A 19,627-nucleotide genomic window follows, 5' to 3' on the forward strand; every position below is an offset into this window, starting at 1 on the left:
TTCAATTTAGAAATAAGGAATATTTAATTAAAGAAAATGAATTTAATGAAGCTGGAATGGGTAGATTAGCTTTAAGTACAATAGATAAGAGTGGTATTACTGAAGTAATATATAGTAGAGAAAGACCTGTTTCTAATATCTTTGTAAGAAAGGAAGATTTAGAAGAATATAAATCTAGTGAAAAAGATATATTAAGTAAAAAACAATCTATCGATAAAGAGGAATTAGTAGAACAAATTAGCTTTGAAGATATTGACAATAATAACGAAGAAAAAGTTAAAAAAGACAATTCAAGGCTTTTACATAAAAGCCTTGATGTAATAAATAATAAATCTTCTCTTATTGCTGATCAGTTTATAGTAAGAGTTGATAATGAAAAGGAAGAATTTTTAGTATATAGTTCGTCTAATCCAAAAAATTATAGGGAATTTACTCTACCTTTTTCTTACCTCAAAGGAATCGACAAAATTGACGGAGATGGTAATTCATTGAAATTAACCACTCATAGAAAAGAAACTATTGATAAGAAGTTAGAAGAATATAAGGAATGGAAAGAAAATAATAATTTAATAAGGAATGATAGAGAAAATATAGAAGGGGTTTCTGAAGTTTCTTTAGAAAACTATAAAATTATTAATGAAGAGGAAAACCTACCACCTTCACAGAGATTAAAAAACAACATTGAAGCTATAAATGTCTTAAAGGCTTTAGAAAAAGAAAATAGAAGTGCAAGAAAAGATGAACAGGAAATTTTGGCAAAATATATCGGCTGGGGAGGACTTTCTGATGTATTTGATGAAGAAAAGGAAGGTCAATGGCTTGATGCAAGAAACTTTTTAAAAGAAAATCTAACTGGGGAAGAATATAATAGGGCAAGAGAATCAACCCTAACAGCTTTTTATACGCCGAAAGTAGTTATAGACGCTATCTATGAAAGTCTTTCTAATCTTGGCTTTGAAAAAGGAAATATATTAGAACCAAGTGCTGGGACAGGTAGATTTATAGGAAATCTACCTGAAGAAATGAAAGAGTCAAACTTTTATGGAGTTGAATTAGATAGCATTAGTGGACAAATTGCCAAAGAACTTTACCCTAATTCCAATATACAAATAAAAGGCTTTGAAGAAACCAATTTTTCTAATAACCTATTTGATGTGGCCATAGGAAATATTCCTTTTGGAGAATTTAAAATAGCAGATCGTGAGTACGAAAGAAATAACTTTCTAATTCACGATTATTTTTTTGCTAAAACTTTAGATAAGGTTAGAGATGGCGGCATCATTGCCTTTATAACATCTTCAGGAACAATGGATAAAAAAAGTGAAGATGTTAGAAGATATATATCGGAAAGAGCAGAGTTTTTAGGAGCAATAAGACTGCCAAATACTACATTTAAAGGGGTAGCTGGAACAGAAGTAACTTCAGATATAATCTTTTTAAAAAAGAGAAATAGGCTATTAAAGATAGATGAAGACTGGATAAAGCTAGACAAAGATGCAAAAGGACTAATATATAATAAATACTTTGTAGATAATCCTCAGATGGTAATAGGGACTATGGAAGAAATACCGTCAAGATTTGGGACAAGCCTTGCATGTATTGAAAATAAAGATATTTCTTTAGAAGAAGGACTAAAAAAAGCCATTAAAAATATCCAAGGTAGGTATGAAGAAGCTCAAATAAATGATGATTTAGGAGAAGAAACAATACCAGCTGATGATAGTGTTAAAAACTATTCTTTTGCTTTAGTGGATGATGAAATATATTTTAGAGAAAATTCAATTATGCAAAGAATATCCTTAAACCAAAAGGATAAAGATAAGGTAAAAAAATATTTAAGATTAAATGAAAGTCTAAGGAAAGTTATAACCTATCAAAGAGAAGACTATTCAGATGAAGAGATAAAAAAAGAACAAGAAAATCTAAATAAATTCTACGATGATTTCAATAGCAAACATGGAAGACTAAATTCAAAACCAATAAAAAGTTATTTAGAGAAGATGCCAATTTTTCTTTAATTTCAACTTTGGAAAAATTAGATAAAGAAGGCAACTTTATAGGAAAATCTGACATCTTTAACAAGAGAACTATAAAAAAAGCTGTAATAATAGATCATACAGATAGGGCAATAGATGCTCTGGTACTCTCTATTAGTCAAAAAGGTAAAATAAATTTTGATTATATGGAAGAATTGACAGGAAAACAAGAGATAAATTAATAGAAGAATTAAAGGGAGAAATATTTTTAAATTTAGATTCCTTTGAACCTAATGATATAAATCCATTTAAGTCTGCTAATGAGCTAGGAGATTTTTCAAGACCTTACGTAAGTGCTGATGAATACTTGTCAGGAAATATAAGAGATAAAATTGAAGTTGTAGACTCTTATATTAAAACATCGAAAAAGAGTTAGGAAAGGAAGAAAATCTAGAGGATAGTAAACTCTTAAAAAAGAATTAGAAGAGTTACATTTTCAAAAAGCAAAGCTAGTGGAAGTAATGCCTAAAGCACTAGATGCAAGTGAGATTACAGTTAGAATGGGTGCAACATGGATACCGGAACAAGATTACAAAAAATTTATGTTTGATTTGTTGAAAACACCAGTTTCATCAAGGTGGAATATAGATATTAAGTATTCTGACTTTACAGGAGAATATAGAGTTGAAGGAAAAAGCTCTGATAGGGACAATGACCTTGCTTCTTTTACCTATGGTACAAATAGGGTAAATGCCTACAAATTGATAGAAGATACTTTAAATTTAAGAGATACTAAGGTATTTGACCAAGTAGAAGACAGTGATGGAAAGAAAAATCTGTGCTTAATCAAAAGAAACAATGCTTGCAAGAAGTAAGCAAGAGATGATAAAAGAAGAATTTAAAAGCTGGATATTTGATGATGTGGAAAGAAGAAATAGATTAGTAGAAGATTATAACGAAAGATTCAATTCCATAAGACAAAGGGAATATGATGGATCTAATCTTACTTTTGAAGGAATGAATCCTGAAATAGAATTAAGAGCACATCAAAAAGATGCCATAGCAAGAGGTTTGTTTGGTGGAAATACTTTACTTGCCCATGAAGTAGGAGCAGGAAAAACCTTTGAAATGATAGGTATAGCCATGGAGTCAAAAAGACTTGGTATGAGTAATAAGTCAATGTTTGTTGTTCCTAACCACATTGTAGAGCAATTTGGAAGAGAATTTAATGAACTTTATCCAGGAGCTAATGTATTATGTGCTACAGAAAAAGATTTTACACCAGATAGAAGAAAAAGATTTTGTAGTCGTATTGCTACAGGAAGTTTTGATGCTGTTATTATAGGGCACAGTCAATTTGAAAAATTCCTATATCAAAAGAAAGACAAGAATATGAATTGCAAGGTCAAATTGATGAAATCATTGACTATATAGATGAATATAAGAGAGAAAGGGATCAAAGATTTACTGTAAAGCAATTAGAAAAAACAAAGAAAAAATTAGAGACAAAGTTAGAAAAACTAAATGCTGATTATAAGAAAGATGACGTTGTAACCTTTGAGGAACTGGGAGTAGATAAGTTATTTGTAGATGAAGCCCACGCATACAAAAACCTCTATCTATTTTCTAAAATGAGGAATGTAGCAGGAATTACTTCTACAGATTCACAAAAATCATCAGATATGCTTATGAAATGCCGCTATATGGATGAAATAACTAATAATAAAGGATTAGTATTTGCCACAGGTACACCAGTAAGCAACAGTATGGCTGAACTTTATACCATGCAGAGATATTTACAGTATGATGAATTAAAAAGATGAAATTGCAACATTTCGATTCTTGGGCGTCTACTTTTGGAGAAACAATAACGGCAATAGAATTAAATCCTGAGGGTAATGGTTATAGGAGCAAAACCAGATTTGCAAAATTTTATAATCTTCCTGAACTTATGAATACTGTAAAAGGATTTATGGATATTAAAACAGTTGATGTTTTAAATCTTCCTACACCAATTGCCCATTATGAAACTATAAAAACAAAGCCTACCGAAGAACAAAAGAAATTCTTGAAACTTTTTCCGAGAGAGCAGATAAGGTTCGTGATAAGCAGGTAGATGCAAGTGTTGATAATATGCTTTTGATTACAAATGACGGAAAGAAAATGGCACTTGACCAAAGGTTAATCAATCCTTTACTTTCTGATGATCCTAATAGTAAGGTGAATACCTGTATAAAAAATGTATTTAGCATTTGGGATAAATATAAAGATAAAAAATCTGCTCAATTAATATTTTGTGATATGTCTACACCAAGTAATGATTTTAATATCTATGATGATATTAAAACAAAACTTATAGATATGGGAGTACCTGAAAATGAAATAGAATTTATTCATAAGGCAAAAACAATATGGAAAAAGACGCTATCTTTGATAAGGTAAGAAAAGGAGAAATAAGAGTCTTACTTGGTTCAACACAGAAAATGGGAGCAGGTACTAATGCCCAAGACAAACTAATTGCAATTCACGATCTTGATATACCATGGAGACCTGCTGATCTTTCTCAAAGGGCAGGCAGGATTGTGAGGCAGGGAAATGAGAATAAGGAAGTCCATATATTTAGATATGTAACAGAAAATACTTTTGATGCCTACCTATTCCAAACCTTAGAGAATAAACAAAATATATTTCCCAAATTATGACTTCAAAGACTCCTGTAAGAGTTGCAGAAGATGTAGACGAAGCCACATTAAACTATGCCGAAATCAAAGCTCTTGCAACAGGAAATCCATTAATAAAGGAGAAGATGGACCTTGATGTTGAAGTTTCTAAACTTAAAATGCTAGAGTCCAATTTCAAATCAAATCTTTACAAGCTGGAAGATAAAGTAGTTAAATTTTATCCAAAGGAAATAGAAAGATTAAAAGAAAGGATAGAGAACTTAAAGGAAGATATTAAAAATGTTGAGCCTTATAGAGAAGTAGATAAAAATTTAAAAGAAGATAATAAATTTACCTCTCTAATTATTGACGGAAAGAAGTATATAGATAAGAAAATAGCTGGAGAGTTTTGTTGAACAAAATTAAGGGAGTTAAAATATATAGGGAAATGGATAAAGATGGAGAAAAAATAGGTGATTATAGAAATTTTGATTTATCCATAAAATATGATTCTTTTTCAATAAATATAACTTTATATTAAAAGGTAAGGGAGAATATAGAGGAGAGTTTGGAACAGATGAAATAGGTAATATAACAAGAATGGATAATGTATTGGATAAATTACCAGAAAGATTAGAAAATACAATTTCAAAACTAAAAGATATAGAGGAGCAATTTCAAACAGCTAAAATTGAAATACAAAAGACATTTCCACAAGCTGAACTTTTAAAGGATAAGACACTAAGACTTGCAGAAGTAAATAATTTACTAGATATGGGAAAAAGTGAAGATATAAGCCAAGATAATCCATTGCTAGAAGAAGTAAAGGAAGAATTGATAGATTTCCTTAACAGAGAATATGATGAAGAAAACAGGTTAGAGGACTTTGATACTATATTTCCTGACTTAACAGATATAGGAATAGCTTATACAACTACACCAGATGAAAAACATGAAATACAAGTAAGTTTAGATTTAATAAATTACAAGATGAACACCTATGTAGATAAGAACCTAATTGACAGCTTTCAATACACCTATGATCCCTTAGATGCAAGTGATTGGAAGAGTTAATACAAATAAAGACGGATATTGGCTTTTGGGATTTTAGTGAGCTTTTAGCAGTTGATGAAAAAAAGTTAAAGGAAATTCTTGGATTTGAAATAGATGATGAAGGTAATTTTTATGATCCATTAAATTTAGACTTGGATAATGATGGAATTCCTGATAGATATGATAATGACTTTAAAGATTCTGATTATTTTGAATCTACTTATGATGTTGAAGATAATTTCATGCTAAAGAAGAAAAGCAGTCTATATTAGAAAAATTGCAGAATTTAAAGAGCAAGAAAGAATAGAAGAGATAAAAGATAAAATGATAAGATACAAGAAAGGTAATAAGAGGGTCAGATTTTGTTCTTATATTTATTTTAAAGGTAGATATGGGATTTGAAAAAGATAAGTTTGAAGATTTTCTTAGAGGGAAAATTTACATTTGATGTAAAAATTCAAAAAATTAATATCAAGCTTATTAGAACAGGAAATAGAAAATTTAGATAATAATAAATTTTAGTTAACAGATTTTATCGAAAAAGATGTAGACGAACCAGTATTAACATTGGATAAAATAAAGCAATTTGAAATACAGGAGGATAAATATATGTATTACAAAGATATTAGAGAGAATATTAAAAAATGGCAAATGACAATTACAAGGATTTTATAAAAGCGATTGTAGGTATAGAAAAGGAATAGATGACGAAAAGGCTCTTGAGGAGATATATGATAAGTATATGGAAAATGATACAAGTGTATTATTGAGTGAAGGTTTCGATTATATGATTGATGAAATGAAAGAGCAAGGGAAAATTGTTGAAAATGAAAATAGTATTGAAGAAAAAGATGATTTAGTAAATTTGGTAGGAAATATAGTTGGAGAAGTTAAAAATCTAGAAAAAGAAAATGCAAATGGTGAAAAATTTAAAGTAAGTAATTTTTCAGTAGTATCAAAAGACGAGAAAGGAAATAAAATCTATACAAGATGTTCGGCTTATGGAGAAAAAGCAAAGGATGTAGCAAACTATAGAAAAGGAGATTTCGTAAAGATATTTGGACAAGTAAAGACATTTATAGATAATAATGGAAAAGAATATAAGAACGTGCGTATTCTATCTACTAAACTTTTAAAAACAAGAGAACAGTTAAAGAAGAAAATAAAGGAAAGAAATCTATATTAGGGCAAATAGGCGATTTAAAAAGTAAGAATAAAGAAAATATAAAAAAGTTGGAGCATCATAAAGGAGTTGAGAGGTAGTATGGCGGTCTTCGGACTGCCATGTTTTTTTATTGCTGAATTGAATGTAATATTGAATAATCAGTTAAGATATCATATACTATTTGTAATAGAATACTGTAAGTAAGATGATTATTTTGCATATTTAAAAACAAGGTATTAATAAAGATAAATAAAAAATATAAATTGAGAGTAAGAGGTAGACTATTGAAAAAAAACATTGTAATTGTAGATGACGATGAAAGGTTAGCAGATCTAATGAGAATTTATTTAGAAAATGCTAATTATAATGTTGTAACTTTTTGTCACCAGTCAATGCATTAGAATATTTAATCGACAACATTCCCGATATCTTGTTGTTAGATATAATGATGCCGGAAATAGATGGTATAGAGATGTTAATAAAATTGAGAGATAAGTATAAGTATCCGATTATTCTTGTTAGTGCAAGAAATACCAATTTAGATGTAATAGATGGATTAGGCAAGGGAGCTGATGATTATTTGAAAAAACCTTTTGATCCAAGTGAATTGGTTGCTAGAGTTAATGCAATGATTAGGCGAAATGAAGAATATAGCAAAAATTCAAATTATACCATCATATATTATAAAGATTTAGAAATCGATATGGACAAACAGATGGTATTTAAAAATGATAAAAAGTTAGATCTTACCCAATCAGAATATAAGATTTTAAAAGAGCTAATAAAATGTAAAGGGAAAATTATATCAACTGAAAATTTATTTAAGTTAATTAGTGGAGATGATTACTATAATAGAGAATGTAATTCAGTGGCTGTACATATTAGAAATTTAAGATTGAAGTTAAATGATAGTTTTGATAATCATAAATATATAAAACGTCATGGGGAGTTGGCTATTATGTTGACTAAAGAAAAAGATTATTAATAAAAAGTTTGTTGTTTTTCCTACTTATTTTGTTTATAGTTTATATAATACTTGGGAGTAATATACATGATATTTTTGTAAAGAACTATTTGTTTGAAACAAAAGAAGTTAAGTACTTAGGTAAAGTATATACTAGTGGAATTTTAGATTGGCAAATTTTAAGAAATCATATTGTTATTGGTATAATCTGTGTGTTTATTATCACTTTTTATATTAATTATATATTTTTCAAAATGAAAGTAAGAACTTTGTTAATAATATTACTCAGAGAATTATAAGTATAAGAAAAGGTGAGAAAGTTAAAGATGGATTGGAATTTATTTCTATAGATAGAGAAATAGAAGAACTAATAAAATTAGAAAATGATTTATCTGAAAAAATAAAAGCTCAATTTATAGAGTACAATCAAGAGATGATGTTTTTAGCTCATGATCTTAAAACACCATTAACAGCGATAATAGGTTACACAAATTTATTAATAGATAATCCAGAATTAGATAGACAAAAAGGGAATAAGTATTTAGAAATAGTTTTGGATAGTTCTCATCAGTTAGAAACTTTAATAAATAAATTTTTTGAGTTATCAAAATATAGTGTTCAATCTGATTTATTAACTAAACAAAATATAAAATTAGAAGACATAATTATTGAGATACAAGAATCCTTATATGTTGAAAGAAAAAAACATGATATAACACTTAGTAATAATTTAGAAGAAAACGTGTACGTTGATGTGAATTCAGAGCTTTTTGCAAGAGCATTGATAAATATATATAGGAATGCTGTTAAATATGCAGATAGAGGCTCAGAAGTTATAACGAATTTAACAGTAAATAATCAAGATAAAGTTTCTTTGTCCATTACAAATAAATTTTCGAGTGTAAATAAAGTTGATGTAAATAAAATATTTAATACTTTTTATAGAGGAGAAAATAGTTACGAAGGAAATGGATTAGGGCTAGCTATTGCAAAAACAATAATAGAAAAACAAGGGAGTACAATAAAAGCATTTCAAGAAAATAATGAATTGACAATTGTAGTTGAAATATAATGACAAAGAAATATTAATTTTTTAACCTTCACTAGTTGAAAACTAGTGGAGGTTTTATATTGAAATAAATTAAGGAATGTTATATATTAGCATTTCTTTATCAGGAAAATAAAGAAATCTTAATATTTTTATTTTTAAATATTTACTATATCTATATGGTTTTTTAATAAACAAATTCACATAAGTTGTTATAGTTAAGTTAAATAAAGCGGGGGTGAATGATAAAATGCTTGATTCAAAGTATCTAATAAAATTAGAAAATAATAGAGAAGTAAAGCGAATATTAAGTGATTACTATACACCTAGACTAGGAAGAGTGTTTAAAGCTGAAGAAAAGAAATATTTTTATGATACGGGTACAGGGAAAATAGCTGAAATAACTGATGAAGTTTATAAAATATTAAAGACGGTTTTAGAAAATGGAAAAATACAAGACCTTAATAAACTGAATTTAACAGACGAACAATTAGAAGAAGGTTTTTTAGATATTTTCAAGGCTATAAAAGAAGAAAATGTTTTATCTGCAAATCCAGTAGTTAAATTAACTGGAGAGGGAGTATACAATCTAGAATATAGTTTATCCAATAATCTCACAAGTTTATTGCTAGAGGTTACAGAAAAATGCAATCTAAGATGCAAATATTGTATTTATAATCCTAATCATCCAGAATTTAGAGACTTTGGACATAGAGATATGAATATAGATATTGCAATCAAAGCTGTTAATATGTTGTTTGAAAATTCGAATGACACAAACGAAGATATATGCATAGGCTTTTATGGTGGAGAGCCATTATTAAATAAGAAATTGATAAAAGAAATTGTTGAGTACTCTAAAGTAAAATCTATTGAATATGATAAAAATGTTATATTTGCAATGACTTGTAACGGAACATTAATGGATATAGATACTGCTCAATATATAGTTGAAAATAATTTCAATATCATTTTTAGTATAGATGGACCAGAGGAAATACATAATGAGAATAGAATTTTTGCTAATGGAAAAGGAAGTTTTCAAAGTGCTATTCAAGGTGTTAAAAACTATCAATATGTAAAAGAAAAAAGCGGAAAAGAAATGGAGAACCCATTAGTATTTAACATGGTAGTAGATGGTCAAGATATTTTAGGTAAATACACTAAGATTCAAAACTTTATTGATAGTAATGAATGGCTACCAGAAATTTACAGATTTTGATTACCGCAATAGATTTAGGACCAGAAGAGTCTGAATACATACTTCCAATGAGTATTGAAGAAAGAGAAATCACTAAAAATAAAATTGATCCTTCGTTATATTGGCTTAGGAAGCAAAATACTAATAGAAAAGAGAAAACAATAATTGATCAGTCATTGTATAAAGGGCTTGAGAGAATACATAAGCGCCTTTGTATTGATAAACCAGTTACTCATTATGGAATGAATGGATGTTGTGTTCCTGGCAAACAAAGGATGTATGTAACAGTAGATGGAGAAATTTATCCGTGTGAAAAGACTGGTAATATACCGTCTTTAGGCAACGTTGAAAAAGGATTTGATATAAATAAAATAAAAGATTTTATATAAAAGATTTCATTAATGAATCTTCTAAATACTGCAAAAATTGCTGGGCAATAAACTTATGTGGTTTATGCTATACGAACTGTTTTGATAGCAATTCTATACATTATAGCTATAGACATAAAGTTGTATAGAAGAAAGGATTTATCTTTCTAATCTTCTAAGTGAATATTGTGCGTGTTTGGAAAATTTTCCAGATATCATAAAAATTTGGAAGACTAGATTTTGATAAAAATATTAAATAGGAGGTGAGAAAATGAAATTTATTTCTACAGGAAATGGTGGAGCTAGACCATTTGCATGTATGTGTAGTACAACTACAGGACATGCTGATGCAAGACATACTAGCTGGATACCACCTTGTTTACATTGTGGTTGTTCATGTGGTTCCAAAGGTGAATACAAAACTGGAAATAGAGTTGCATCTTTAAGAACAATAGGACAGAAGTAATTATAAACAGCTCTTGAGCTTTTACTCAAGAGCTGTTTATAAAATTTTAGTTACATTTAAAATTATTTAGTGTGGATTATTTTATATATTGGAGATAGAAATATGGACAGATTAGAAATTTCAAATTTAAGCAAATCATATGATAAGAAAGTGCTAAATGATATTAATTTAATTTTAGAACCAGGATTATACGGACTTTTAGGAGCTAATGGATCTGGGAAAAGTACGTTGATGAAAATTTTAGCTACTCTTTTAAAGCCTAGCTCAGGGAATGTAGTTTTTAATGGTGAAAAAGTAAAGAGAAATAATAGTAAATATTTAGATAAAATATCATATTTACCCCAAGATTTTGGGGTGTATTCAAATTTTAGCGGTAAGGAATTTATAGATTATATAGGAAAACTAAAAGGAGTTCCGACAGGAAAATTAAGAGAACGTAGTGAGATACTATTTAAGAAATTTGAATTACGTGATTATAAAAGTAGAAATGTTGCAAAATATTCCGGTGGAATGAAAAGAAGGATAGGAATAATACAAGCTTTTATTAATAATCCATCAATAATACTTTTAGATGAACCAACGGCTGGTCTTGACCCGATGCAAAGATTGACTTTTAAGAATTTTATTTCTGAGGAGAGTAAAAATAGAATTATTATATATTCTACACATATAACCGAAGATATTGAATCTATTTGCGATAATATAATTATGATAAAATCTGGAGAAATAATTTCTGAAGGTACTGAAGAAGAAGTATTAAAAGCTTTAGAAAATAAAATTTATGAAATTATAATATCAAAATCTGGTTTGTTAGATTTTTTAGAAAATAATTTAGTAGTAAATTATAAAGAACAGGATAATTGCTATAGGGTTAGATATATTAGTAATAAACAAACATGCAATTCTAAATTAGTTAAACCTAATTTGGAAGATTTGTATTTATACTATAATAAAGAGTCGGAGATGTTAAAAATGTTTAGTTTAATCGGATATGAATTTAAAAAAATAATAAAGAATAAAGTTAATATAATTTCAATTCTTATTATGACCTTAATAATTTTATATTCATTTATTCCAAAATAATCAATTATAGTACAACAACAGAAGATAATGACTTATTGAAAGGTAAAAAAGCAGTTAGATATGAAACAAATTATTTGAATGAGAGATTTGATAAGCCATTAGCTTCAAATAAAATATTAGGTGATATTAAAGATTTAAAAAATTAACTAAAAATACTAATGAAGAATTTTATGATCCTAAAAATTATATGGATAAGAAAGATTATAACTCTTTATTTCTTCCATTAGGGGATATTATTCTTGGATATCAGAAAGTTATGAAGGATTAGATGATAAACCTTATTGGGTATTATCTGATTTGTTAAATTATAATGATAAGTTAGATGATTTTTATAATTATAGAATGATGAAAGTGGAGAAGAGTATTAATAATTCACAGACTATAAAAATCATCCTAAAGAAAGACAATATTGGAAAGAAAAGGCAATTCGTACAAATGGTCCGTATAATTATGGGTATTATGAAGGATGGAGCTCAATAAATGATACCTTCGATATATATGTCTTATTAATACTATTAGTTGTAGCCATCTCTATTTCAGGTGTTTTTTCTAGAGAGAACGAAAGTAATATGGTTTCTATTATTTTATCATCTAGAAATGGTGTCAAAAAATTATCTAAAGCTAAAATAATAGCTTCTGGTTTGTATATAGTACTGCTTTCATTAATTATGATATTAATATTAACTATTCCAAATTTATGTTTCTACGGGACTAGTGGTTGGGATTTTCCAGTACAAATTTTAAACACCAAAATACTATATAGTTGGAATTTATTAGATTTATATTTGATTAGAATAGCTATAAGTTTAGTTACTGCATTATCATTTGGATCACTATGTTTGTTTTTATCATCAATAACTAAAAAAACTTATATAGTAAATGTTATTTCAATGTTATTTATAATAGCTTCTTTTTTACTACCTGATGTGAGGAACAGATTATTTGTACAAATAGCAATGTTATTACCTCTTCAGTTAAATGGAGTTTTATATTATTCATATATAAGTTATTCATTATTTGGAAAGATATTTAATATATATCAAATAGGACCAGTTATTAATGTGTTAATTATGATATTGCTCTCTTTAATAGCTGCGTTATACTTCCGAAAGCAAGAATTAAAATAATATATAGAAGGGAGAAAATAGTGAGAAATATTAAAAGATGTATAGAGATTGCATATAATAGTAACAGAAATCATATGATAATTTATATTTTACTTACAATTTTAAATGGTATTTTCTCTGGCATATCTATCTTCTCTCTACAAAACTTGGTAAATGTTATACAAGTGAGTTACCAAAATGACAATTCAATGATCATTCCAGTAGGGAAATTTTTAATAATAAATATAGCATTTATATTAATAAGTTCATTGCAGCAATATTCGTATAGCATATTGAGCTTTTCGATGGATAAGTATTTATGTGTAGTATTTGCTGAGAATTGTAATGAATTAAGCGTAAAGGATTTTGAAAACGAAGAAGTTTATAATAAAATAGGCCAAATAAACAGATTTGGTAAAGATAAAGTTGTAGAAATATTTTTTAATATAGTACAGTTTATAGAAAGTGTAATAGCTATTATTACTATTTCAGGAATTATTTTCTCAAGCTCAAACAATAGTTGGGTTATAATAATTTTGATACCTATTATTAATTTCTTGATAAACATTAGATTTGGGAAATATATCTATAATATCGAAAATGATAATATAGTTTTATATAGAAAACAAGAGTATTGCAATTATTTGATTAGTAATAATATTGCTTGTAAAGAGAGAATATTCTATAACTTTGGTGAAAGTTTGATAAAAAAATTGGATCAAGTTACAGATGCTATAATACTTAAGAACAAAAAGATCACTGTTTTGACTTTATTAATAAACAGCATTTTTAATATTATTGAGCTGATTGCAAAAGTATATCTAATTTTAGTAGAAAGTATTAGTGTTTTTACAAATGACGGTCTGCTAGGTTCAATACTTGCATATATTTATTCTTTAGACATTGTCATGCAGAAGACCAATTTGTTACTTGGAAATATGCTGCTTATTATTAGTAATAGACTCTATGTAGAAACTTTTTTGGGCTAATAGATAAAATAATACTAATAATAAAAAAACAGATGATTTAAGAAAAATAAATAAAATAAATCAGATTGAACTTAAAAATATTTCTTATTCTTATGATGGAAATAAAAATGTGCTTAGCAATATCAATATAAAATTCGATCACAATGGGTTATATATAATCAAAGGGGGTAATGGAAGAGGAAAAAGCACTTTACTTAAGTTATTATGCGGGTTATACTTTGATTATACAGGAGAAATAAGGGTTAATGGTTTGAATATTTCGAGCTATAGTTTATTAGAATATAGGGCTAGAATAGGTGTAGTATTTCAGGACTTTAATAGATATGAAACTAGTGTAAAAGCAAACATAGCATTAAATAAAATGAATGAAACAGATTGTGTATTGAAAATCAAGAAATTGTTAAACTCTAAAGGAATTAAAATAAAAGATATCAATCCAAATACAATTTTAGGAAATTGGTTTGGAGGAAAAGAATTGTCAGGAGGAGAGTGGCAAAAAATTGCTTTTTTGAGATCTTTATACAATGAAAATGATATATTGATAGCAGATGAACCCACTTCAAATCTTGACTTTCAGTCAAAACAGAAGCTTGTAGAATTTTCATAGAGGAATCAAAGAAAAAAATAATAATTTTGGCTACTCATGATGATATATTTGATACAATAGAGCATATTCCAATTGTTATATAGTATTCCGTTTTAATTTATAAATATAGATGTAATAAGGTGAGGGGAAAATAATGCTAAAATGATGATTTTAAGTTTGTTTTTTAGTTTTGAGTACATAAATAATTTGAAAATAATATATATTAATAATTAATGTTGGTAGATAAAAAACGTGAGAAATACCTAAATCATTTTAAAGATGTAAAAATAAAAAAAGATTTAGTGAAGATATTTTAGAGGATAAGGACATCTATTTATAATAATTATAAAGAACATAAAAATTTATGAATATTATTTATAAATTTTTTGAAGCTAAGAAAACACTAAAAGAACAAAATAAAGAAAAGAAATCTATATTAGAAAATATAAATGGTTTTTAAAGATGAAGATGAGAAAAAGGTAAAAATGGAATTTTATAAAAGATATTGGCGGTATTCGTACTGCTTTTATTATAGAGCTATTTATTTAATATTTTTTTGTATCAGAAAATTTTAGTTTTTTAATATGATCTTAGTAGCTATTTTATAGTTTAGTTTATACATAATATTTTACACTATCATTCTCAAAAATTTAGAGTTGAAGTTTTTTGGGGGAAGTAAGTGTAGATCAAGGGATATATACTTAAATTTTCTTAACATTCTTGTGAATATTTAACAGTATTTGCCACTTACCAAGCTCATTATTAATATACTTATCTGTATTTTTCTTAATTGAGTAAGCTCGTAAATCAAGATGTTCTTATTGGAATATTCTACCATAAGAATATCTTTTTTACTTTTATATTCATCGTAAATATTTGATAGTTCTTTTATGCTTAAATTTTATACTTGTTTTTATCTAAAATAGTTATTGATTTTTCGTATGCAATAATTTGAGTTTTGTATTCGGCATAAAATTCTTTATCTTTAGAGTTTGATTTATAGATTTCATAAATAGATTTATTTATTTTTAAAGTGTTTAAAGCCTCAATTGCAGTATAGATTTTGTTCAAATCTTTTTCTATATCCTTAATTTTATCTAAAGTTTTTTGCCTATTAATGGCTTCTTGTTGAAGTTTATTTTCTAGATCTATATTAGATGTCAGCCCATACTTTCTGAGTTGATTTAAAGTGTCAGCCATAGTATTCATATTGTGCTTCTTTGCCCATATTTCATAAGCTTTAGAAGATTGTATCTTTTTATTATTTTTTAAGTCTATTATATTATCAACTTTTTGTATGCTTTCGTAGAAGAATCAAAATCAATTTTTACGAACTTTTTATTCATATTATTCTCGATTCTTTCCTTGATCTTTTCATTGGTATAATCTTTTCCAAGAGTAGTTTCTTTAGCACGAATAAATCGTCCTTTTTCTCCTTGCTCTTTATGACGAAAAGATAGGTACTTGCCTAATTTGATTTCGTATCCATATTCTTCCATAGTTTTTAAAAAGTTATCATAGCTATTAGACTTTTGAATAGCATGATCAATAGATATTTGAAGTCTATATTTCCAAGATGTTCCTTTTTTAAATTCCATATATTCTTTATATGATTTCCCATTAGTTTTATATTTATTTTTAAACTTCATATAGTCTTCATCTATAACAGACAACTTATATTTTCTACACAAGTCATCACTATAATTTCTAATTTGATGGTAAGATTTTTTATTGCTTTGATAGGCTTTACCTGTATGAAAAGAAACATTATTAAATAGAATATGGTTATGAATATGCTCCTTATCAACATGGGTAGTTATTACGTATTCATATTTTCCTTGCAGTACCTTCTCACATAATTCAATTCCAATTTTGTGAGCCTCTTCAGGTGTAGTTTCTCCAGGTGCAAAAGCTTGAATTAAATGTCTAGCTAAAACTTTTACCTTAGAATTACATTCTATTTTTGTTTGTTCAAACTCTAAATGAGCAGTTATAGGGTTGCAATTTAGAGATGAGATTAGAATTTTTTCGTCTGTTTTATTGCTATTCATAATATAATCAAGGGCAGCTTTTAAGGTAGATTTAATAGGATGGATTTTAGTAACAGCCATTATTTTTTCTCCTTATTAAAACTATTGGAATAGGTAAGAGAGTATATTTTTTACGCATGGCTAAAATATCTTTTGCTTGTTTTTCTAATGATTTTTCAAATCATCTACATCATTTTTATATATAAGGGATGTTGAGTTTACTCTTTTTGCAATTTGATTTATACTACTTGAAGTACGACTTATATTTGTTGACATTTCACGAAAAACATCCATATCTAGAATAAAGATATCTTTTTCTAAAATACATTTTATAATAAATTGTCTAAGAGATTTGCATTTAGATGCTTTATATTTTTTGTTCAGTAATTCTAATTCTTCATCAGATAGCATTAGATATATCCCGTTATTTCTAGTTCTATTTGCCATAGATTACCCTCCTTTATATAGTTAAGTAAAAAAAGAAAAACCTGTAAAAGCAAGTATAGCAACTTGTTTTACAGGTTTAATTTATTATATATTCTTTAAGAAAACTCCTGAGTTTTGCTTCTAATTATTTTATATTTTATCACCTTTAAAAAGAATAATCAAATTTCATATAGGAGAGAATGTAAATATTTTTTATAAGGATAGCTAATGCAAGTTAAAAAAATTAGGGGTTTGGGGATATTCCCCAACAAGCAAAATAGATTAAAACAAACAGTAGCTTTATAGTTGATTTAATCTATTTTTTCGTAAGTGCATATGCACTTACTGTGCTTGCTATTTTTGCTATTTTTGCTATTTTTGTTTAATAAAAATACACTATTTTATGATAACTTAAATTTTAAAAAATTAAAAAATCACTTTGAAATAGATACTTTTACAACTATAATAATATGTATGATATTAAAAAATATTTTAAATTATCATATTTAAAGATATTTAATTAAATTATTAGTTACTAACAATTTAAGAGGGGGAATAATTTATTTTACACAGAGAATTTGCTGAAGAAAATTATTTAGAAGCCATATATATTTTATCTTTGGAAATGAAGAGGTTAGAAATATAGACATTGCTAACTATTTGGATTACAAAAGACCGACGGTTACAAGAATGCTAAAAAACTTGACAATAAAGGTAGGATAACTTATGGAGATGATAAAATAATTCGTTTAACAGACGAATCAAAAAAATTTTGTGAAAAGATGTATAAAAAACATATGTATCTTACTAGCGTATTCATTAAACTTGGAGTTAATCCTAAACAAGCAGAAAGTGAAGCTTGTCTTATAGAACACGTTATATCAGATGAAACGTTTAAAAAATTAAAAAAACATTTTAATGAAACCTTATAATTAATAGCATAGATAACTTTTAAATAAGTTTTTTATGCTATTTTTTTTAATTATTTTACAAAAAAGTTCAAAAACTCATTGATAAATGTTATCAAATGGTATATAATGAATAAAAGTTAGCTATTGCTAACAAAAAATATATTAAAAGGTGAATTTATGTCAAAAATTTTGAAATGCTAAATAAAGAATTAGACGAAAACAATATTAAAGCTAGTCTTGTTATATTTCCGTTTGCAGGAGGTGGAGTATCTGCATTTAGAAATTGGAAATATGAATTTGAAGATGTAAGGGTATTTGTTGCTCAATATCCAGGAAGAGAAAATAGATTTTCTGAAAAGGCTACAAGTGATATTAATATTTTAGTTGAAACATTATTCAATGATATGAAAGAAAATTTTGATTTTGGAAAACCTTACTATTTATTTGGACATAGTATGGGAACAAAATTGTTTATGAAATAGCCTTAAAGATCAAAAATTCAAGTTATGAAAATCCAAGAGGAATAATAATTTCAGGTGGACGTGCTCCAGTGTATAAAGAACCAAATCCAATCTATCACCTTGATGACGAAGGTTTTATAGAAGGGCTAAGAAGATATGAGGGAACCCCGAAAGAGATATTAGATAATAAAGAATTGATTTCAATTTTTTTACCGACACTTAGAGCAGATTTTGTAATAGACGAAGACTATCAAGATACAAAACATGAAAAATTAGAAAGTCCCATACTTGGCCTTATGGGAGATAAAGATCAAGAAATGAAATTAGAAGAACTTAAAAAATGGCAAGATTATACAACAAAAGAATTTGTCTATAAATATATAGATGGCAAGCATATGTTTGTAAATACATCTACTGAAATGGTTATAAGGGAAATAAAAAGCTATATTAATGAAAACGTTAAAAATAATTAAAATTACAGAATTAACAAAATTTGACATTAATGAGGTAGTTCAATTTATACATGATGATTGTATAGCAGTAGTTGCTGTAGAAACAAATAGTTATGGAATTATAAGTGAATGTATTCCATATTTAAGTAAAGATCAAATTGAAATTATGTGGAAGTATAGAAAAGAAAGTGACAGAATTAATTATGTTGTAACAAAAGCAATAGTAAACTTGCTATTTTCTAAAATTGAGAAACTAAAATTCGAAGAGATTAGATGGCGTTACGGTAAATATAATAAACCATATATTAGAAATCATTTGAATTTACATTTTAATATATCACATACCACAGGATTTTCAATAGTAGCTTTCTCAAGAAATGATATAGGAGTTGATATTGAAAATATAGAAAGAAATATAGATTATAGTGAAATTAAGAATAATTTTTTATTAACAATGAAAAAATATTAGGTTTGAAAGACTTTTACAAATATTGGGTTTGCAAAGAAGCTTATTTAAAATATAAAGGAGTCGGTTTAATTCAAAATTTGGAAACAGTTGATGTTATTAATAAAAATAATAATGTAATGAAAGTTATAGATAAAGAAAATAATATTCAAAAGGAGATTTTGATTTTTGAAAAAGAAAAATTTGTTTTTGCGTTATGCTATTAAAAAGGTAGGG

General features: G+C 26.9%; 15 protein-coding genes and 3 pseudogenes. 15 read left to right on the top strand and 3 right to left on the bottom strand.

Annotation, left to right across the window (positions count from 1 at the left end):
- Positions 1–218: 218 nt before the first annotated feature.
- From I6H46_RS10570 to I6H46_RS06230, 11 genes and pseudogenes are all read left to right on the top strand, one after another.
- A pseudogene (locus I6H46_RS10570) lies at positions 219–5,996 on the top strand (helicase-related protein); the annotation flags it as partial.
- Positions 5,997–6,298: 302 nt separating this feature from the next.
- Positions 6,299–6,952: pseudogene (locus I6H46_RS06185) on the top strand (single-stranded DNA-binding protein).
- A 335-nt stretch (positions 6,953–7,287) separates the two neighbouring features.
- On the top strand, positions 7,288–7,839 hold the full coding sequence (locus tag I6H46_RS06190; RefSeq protein ID WP_234287288.1) for a response regulator transcription factor: 552 nt from the start codon (positions 7,288–7,290) through the stop codon (positions 7,837–7,839).
- A 310-nt stretch (positions 7,840–8,149) separates the two neighbouring features.
- Positions 8,150–8,890: a sensor histidine kinase gene (locus tag I6H46_RS06195; protein WP_200225607.1), complete on the top strand. Its 741-nt coding sequence runs from the start codon at positions 8,150–8,152 to the stop codon at positions 8,888–8,890.
- Between the two features lie 226 nt (positions 8,891–9,116).
- Complete coding sequence (locus tag I6H46_RS06200) at positions 9,117–10,088, top strand: radical SAM protein (protein ID WP_200225610.1); 972 nt, start codon at positions 9,117–9,119, stop codon at positions 10,086–10,088.
- A gap of 47 nt (positions 10,089–10,135) precedes the next feature.
- Complete coding sequence (locus I6H46_RS06205) at positions 10,136–10,456, top strand: hypothetical protein (protein ID WP_200225612.1); 321 nt, start codon at positions 10,136–10,138, stop codon at positions 10,454–10,456.
- 298 nt (positions 10,457–10,754) lie between these two features.
- On the top strand, positions 10,755–10,901 hold the full coding sequence (locus I6H46_RS06210) for an Apre_1838 family putative sactipeptide bacteriocin (protein WP_232618477.1): 147 nt from the start codon (positions 10,755–10,757) through the stop codon (positions 10,899–10,901).
- Between the two features lie 102 nt (positions 10,902–11,003).
- Positions 11,004–11,984: an ABC transporter ATP-binding protein gene (locus I6H46_RS06215; protein ID WP_200225614.1), complete on the top strand. Its 981-nt coding sequence runs from the start codon at positions 11,004–11,006 to the stop codon at positions 11,982–11,984.
- A 509-nt stretch (positions 11,985–12,493) separates the two neighbouring features.
- Positions 12,494–13,111, top strand: a complete 618-nt coding sequence (locus I6H46_RS06220) for a hypothetical protein (protein ID WP_234287437.1) — start codon at positions 12,494–12,496, stop codon at positions 13,109–13,111.
- Between the two features lie 20 nt (positions 13,112–13,131).
- Complete coding sequence (locus I6H46_RS06225; RefSeq protein WP_200225616.1) at positions 13,132–14,079, top strand: hypothetical protein; 948 nt, start codon at positions 13,132–13,134, stop codon at positions 14,077–14,079.
- A 109-nt stretch (positions 14,080–14,188) separates the two neighbouring features.
- Positions 14,189–14,686: an ATP-binding cassette domain-containing protein gene (locus tag I6H46_RS06230; RefSeq protein WP_200225618.1), complete on the top strand. Its 498-nt coding sequence runs from the start codon at positions 14,189–14,191 to the stop codon at positions 14,684–14,686.
- Between the two features lie 873 nt (positions 14,687–15,559).
- Here I6H46_RS06230 and I6H46_RS10665 read toward each other — a convergent pair.
- The 3 genes from I6H46_RS10665 to I6H46_RS06240 form a co-directional block, all read right to left on the bottom strand.
- On the bottom strand, positions 15,560–15,865 hold the full coding sequence (locus I6H46_RS10665; protein ID WP_234287289.1) for a hypothetical protein: 306 nt from the start codon (positions 15,863–15,865) through the stop codon (positions 15,560–15,562).
- A 77-nt stretch (positions 15,866–15,942) separates the two neighbouring features.
- Complete coding sequence (locus tag I6H46_RS10670) at positions 15,943–16,776, bottom strand: relaxase/mobilization nuclease domain-containing protein (protein ID WP_234287290.1); 834 nt, start codon at positions 16,774–16,776, stop codon at positions 15,943–15,945.
- 84 nt (positions 16,777–16,860) lie between these two features.
- The gene (locus tag I6H46_RS06240; RefSeq protein ID WP_456151196.1) at positions 16,861–17,142 is read right to left on the bottom strand and encodes a plasmid mobilization relaxosome protein MobC; all 282 of its coding nucleotides are present in this window, start codon (positions 17,140–17,142) and stop codon (positions 16,861–16,863) included.
- 761 nt (positions 17,143–17,903) lie between these two features.
- Here I6H46_RS06240 and I6H46_RS09890 point away from each other — a divergent pair.
- The 4 genes and pseudogenes from I6H46_RS09890 to I6H46_RS06260 all read left to right on the top strand — a co-directional run bounded on the left by I6H46_RS09890 (position 17,904) and on the right by I6H46_RS06260 (position 19,617).
- On the top strand, positions 17,904–18,053 hold the full coding sequence (locus I6H46_RS09890; RefSeq protein WP_234287291.1) for an iron dependent repressor, metal binding and dimerization domain protein: 150 nt from the start codon (positions 17,904–17,906) through the stop codon (positions 18,051–18,053).
- 173 nt (positions 18,054–18,226) lie between these two features.
- Positions 18,227–18,966, top strand: a pseudogene (locus I6H46_RS10455) (thioesterase II family protein).
- Positions 18,944–19,414 (top strand): 4'-phosphopantetheinyl transferase family protein, encoded by a 471-nt coding sequence (locus tag I6H46_RS06255; protein ID WP_200225620.1) that lies wholly within the window; start codon positions 18,944–18,946, stop codon positions 19,412–19,414. The pseudogene I6H46_RS10455 and the gene I6H46_RS06255 overlap by 23 nt, the downstream one beginning before the upstream one ends.
- A 2-nt stretch (positions 19,415–19,416) precedes the next feature.
- Positions 19,417–19,617 (top strand): 4'-phosphopantetheinyl transferase superfamily protein, encoded by a 201-nt coding sequence (locus I6H46_RS06260; RefSeq protein ID WP_200225622.1) that lies wholly within the window; start codon positions 19,417–19,419, stop codon positions 19,615–19,617.
- The last annotated feature ends 10 nt before the right edge of the window (positions 19,618–19,627 follow it).

Origin of the sequence: Anaerococcus obesiensis (assembly GCF_016599815.1) — a bacterium.
Lineage (GTDB): Bacteria > Bacillota > Clostridia > Tissierellales > Peptoniphilaceae > Anaerococcus > Anaerococcus vaginalis.

Coding starts and splice junctions, on each gene's coding strand:
- I6H46_RS06205 (WP_200225612.1), top strand. CDS start 10,136: ATGAGTATTGAAGAAAGAGAAATCACTAAAAATAAAATTGATCCTTCG.
- I6H46_RS06215 (WP_200225614.1), top strand. CDS start 11,004: ATGGACAGATTAGAAATTTCAAATTTAAGCAAATCATATGATAAGAAA.
- I6H46_RS06200 (WP_200225610.1), top strand. CDS start 9,117: ATGCTTGATTCAAAGTATCTAATAAAATTAGAAAATAATAGAGAAGTA.
- I6H46_RS06255 (WP_200225620.1), top strand. CDS start 18,944: ATGAAAACGTTAAAAATAATTAAAATTACAGAATTAACAAAATTTGAC.
- I6H46_RS09890 (WP_234287291.1), top strand. CDS start 17,904: ATGTATAAAAAACATATGTATCTTACTAGCGTATTCATTAAACTTGGA.
- I6H46_RS06210 (WP_232618477.1), top strand. CDS start 10,755: ATGTGTAGTACAACTACAGGACATGCTGATGCAAGACATACTAGCTGG.
- I6H46_RS06240 (WP_456151196.1), bottom strand. CDS start 17,142: ATGGCAAATAGAACTAGAAATAACGGGATATATCTAATGCTATCTGAT.
- I6H46_RS10670 (WP_234287290.1), bottom strand. CDS start 16,776: ATGGCTGTTACTAAAATCCATCCTATTAAATCTACCTTAAAAGCTGCC.
- I6H46_RS10665 (WP_234287289.1), bottom strand. CDS start 15,865: ATGGCTGACACTTTAAATCAACTCAGAAAGTATGGGCTGACATCTAAT.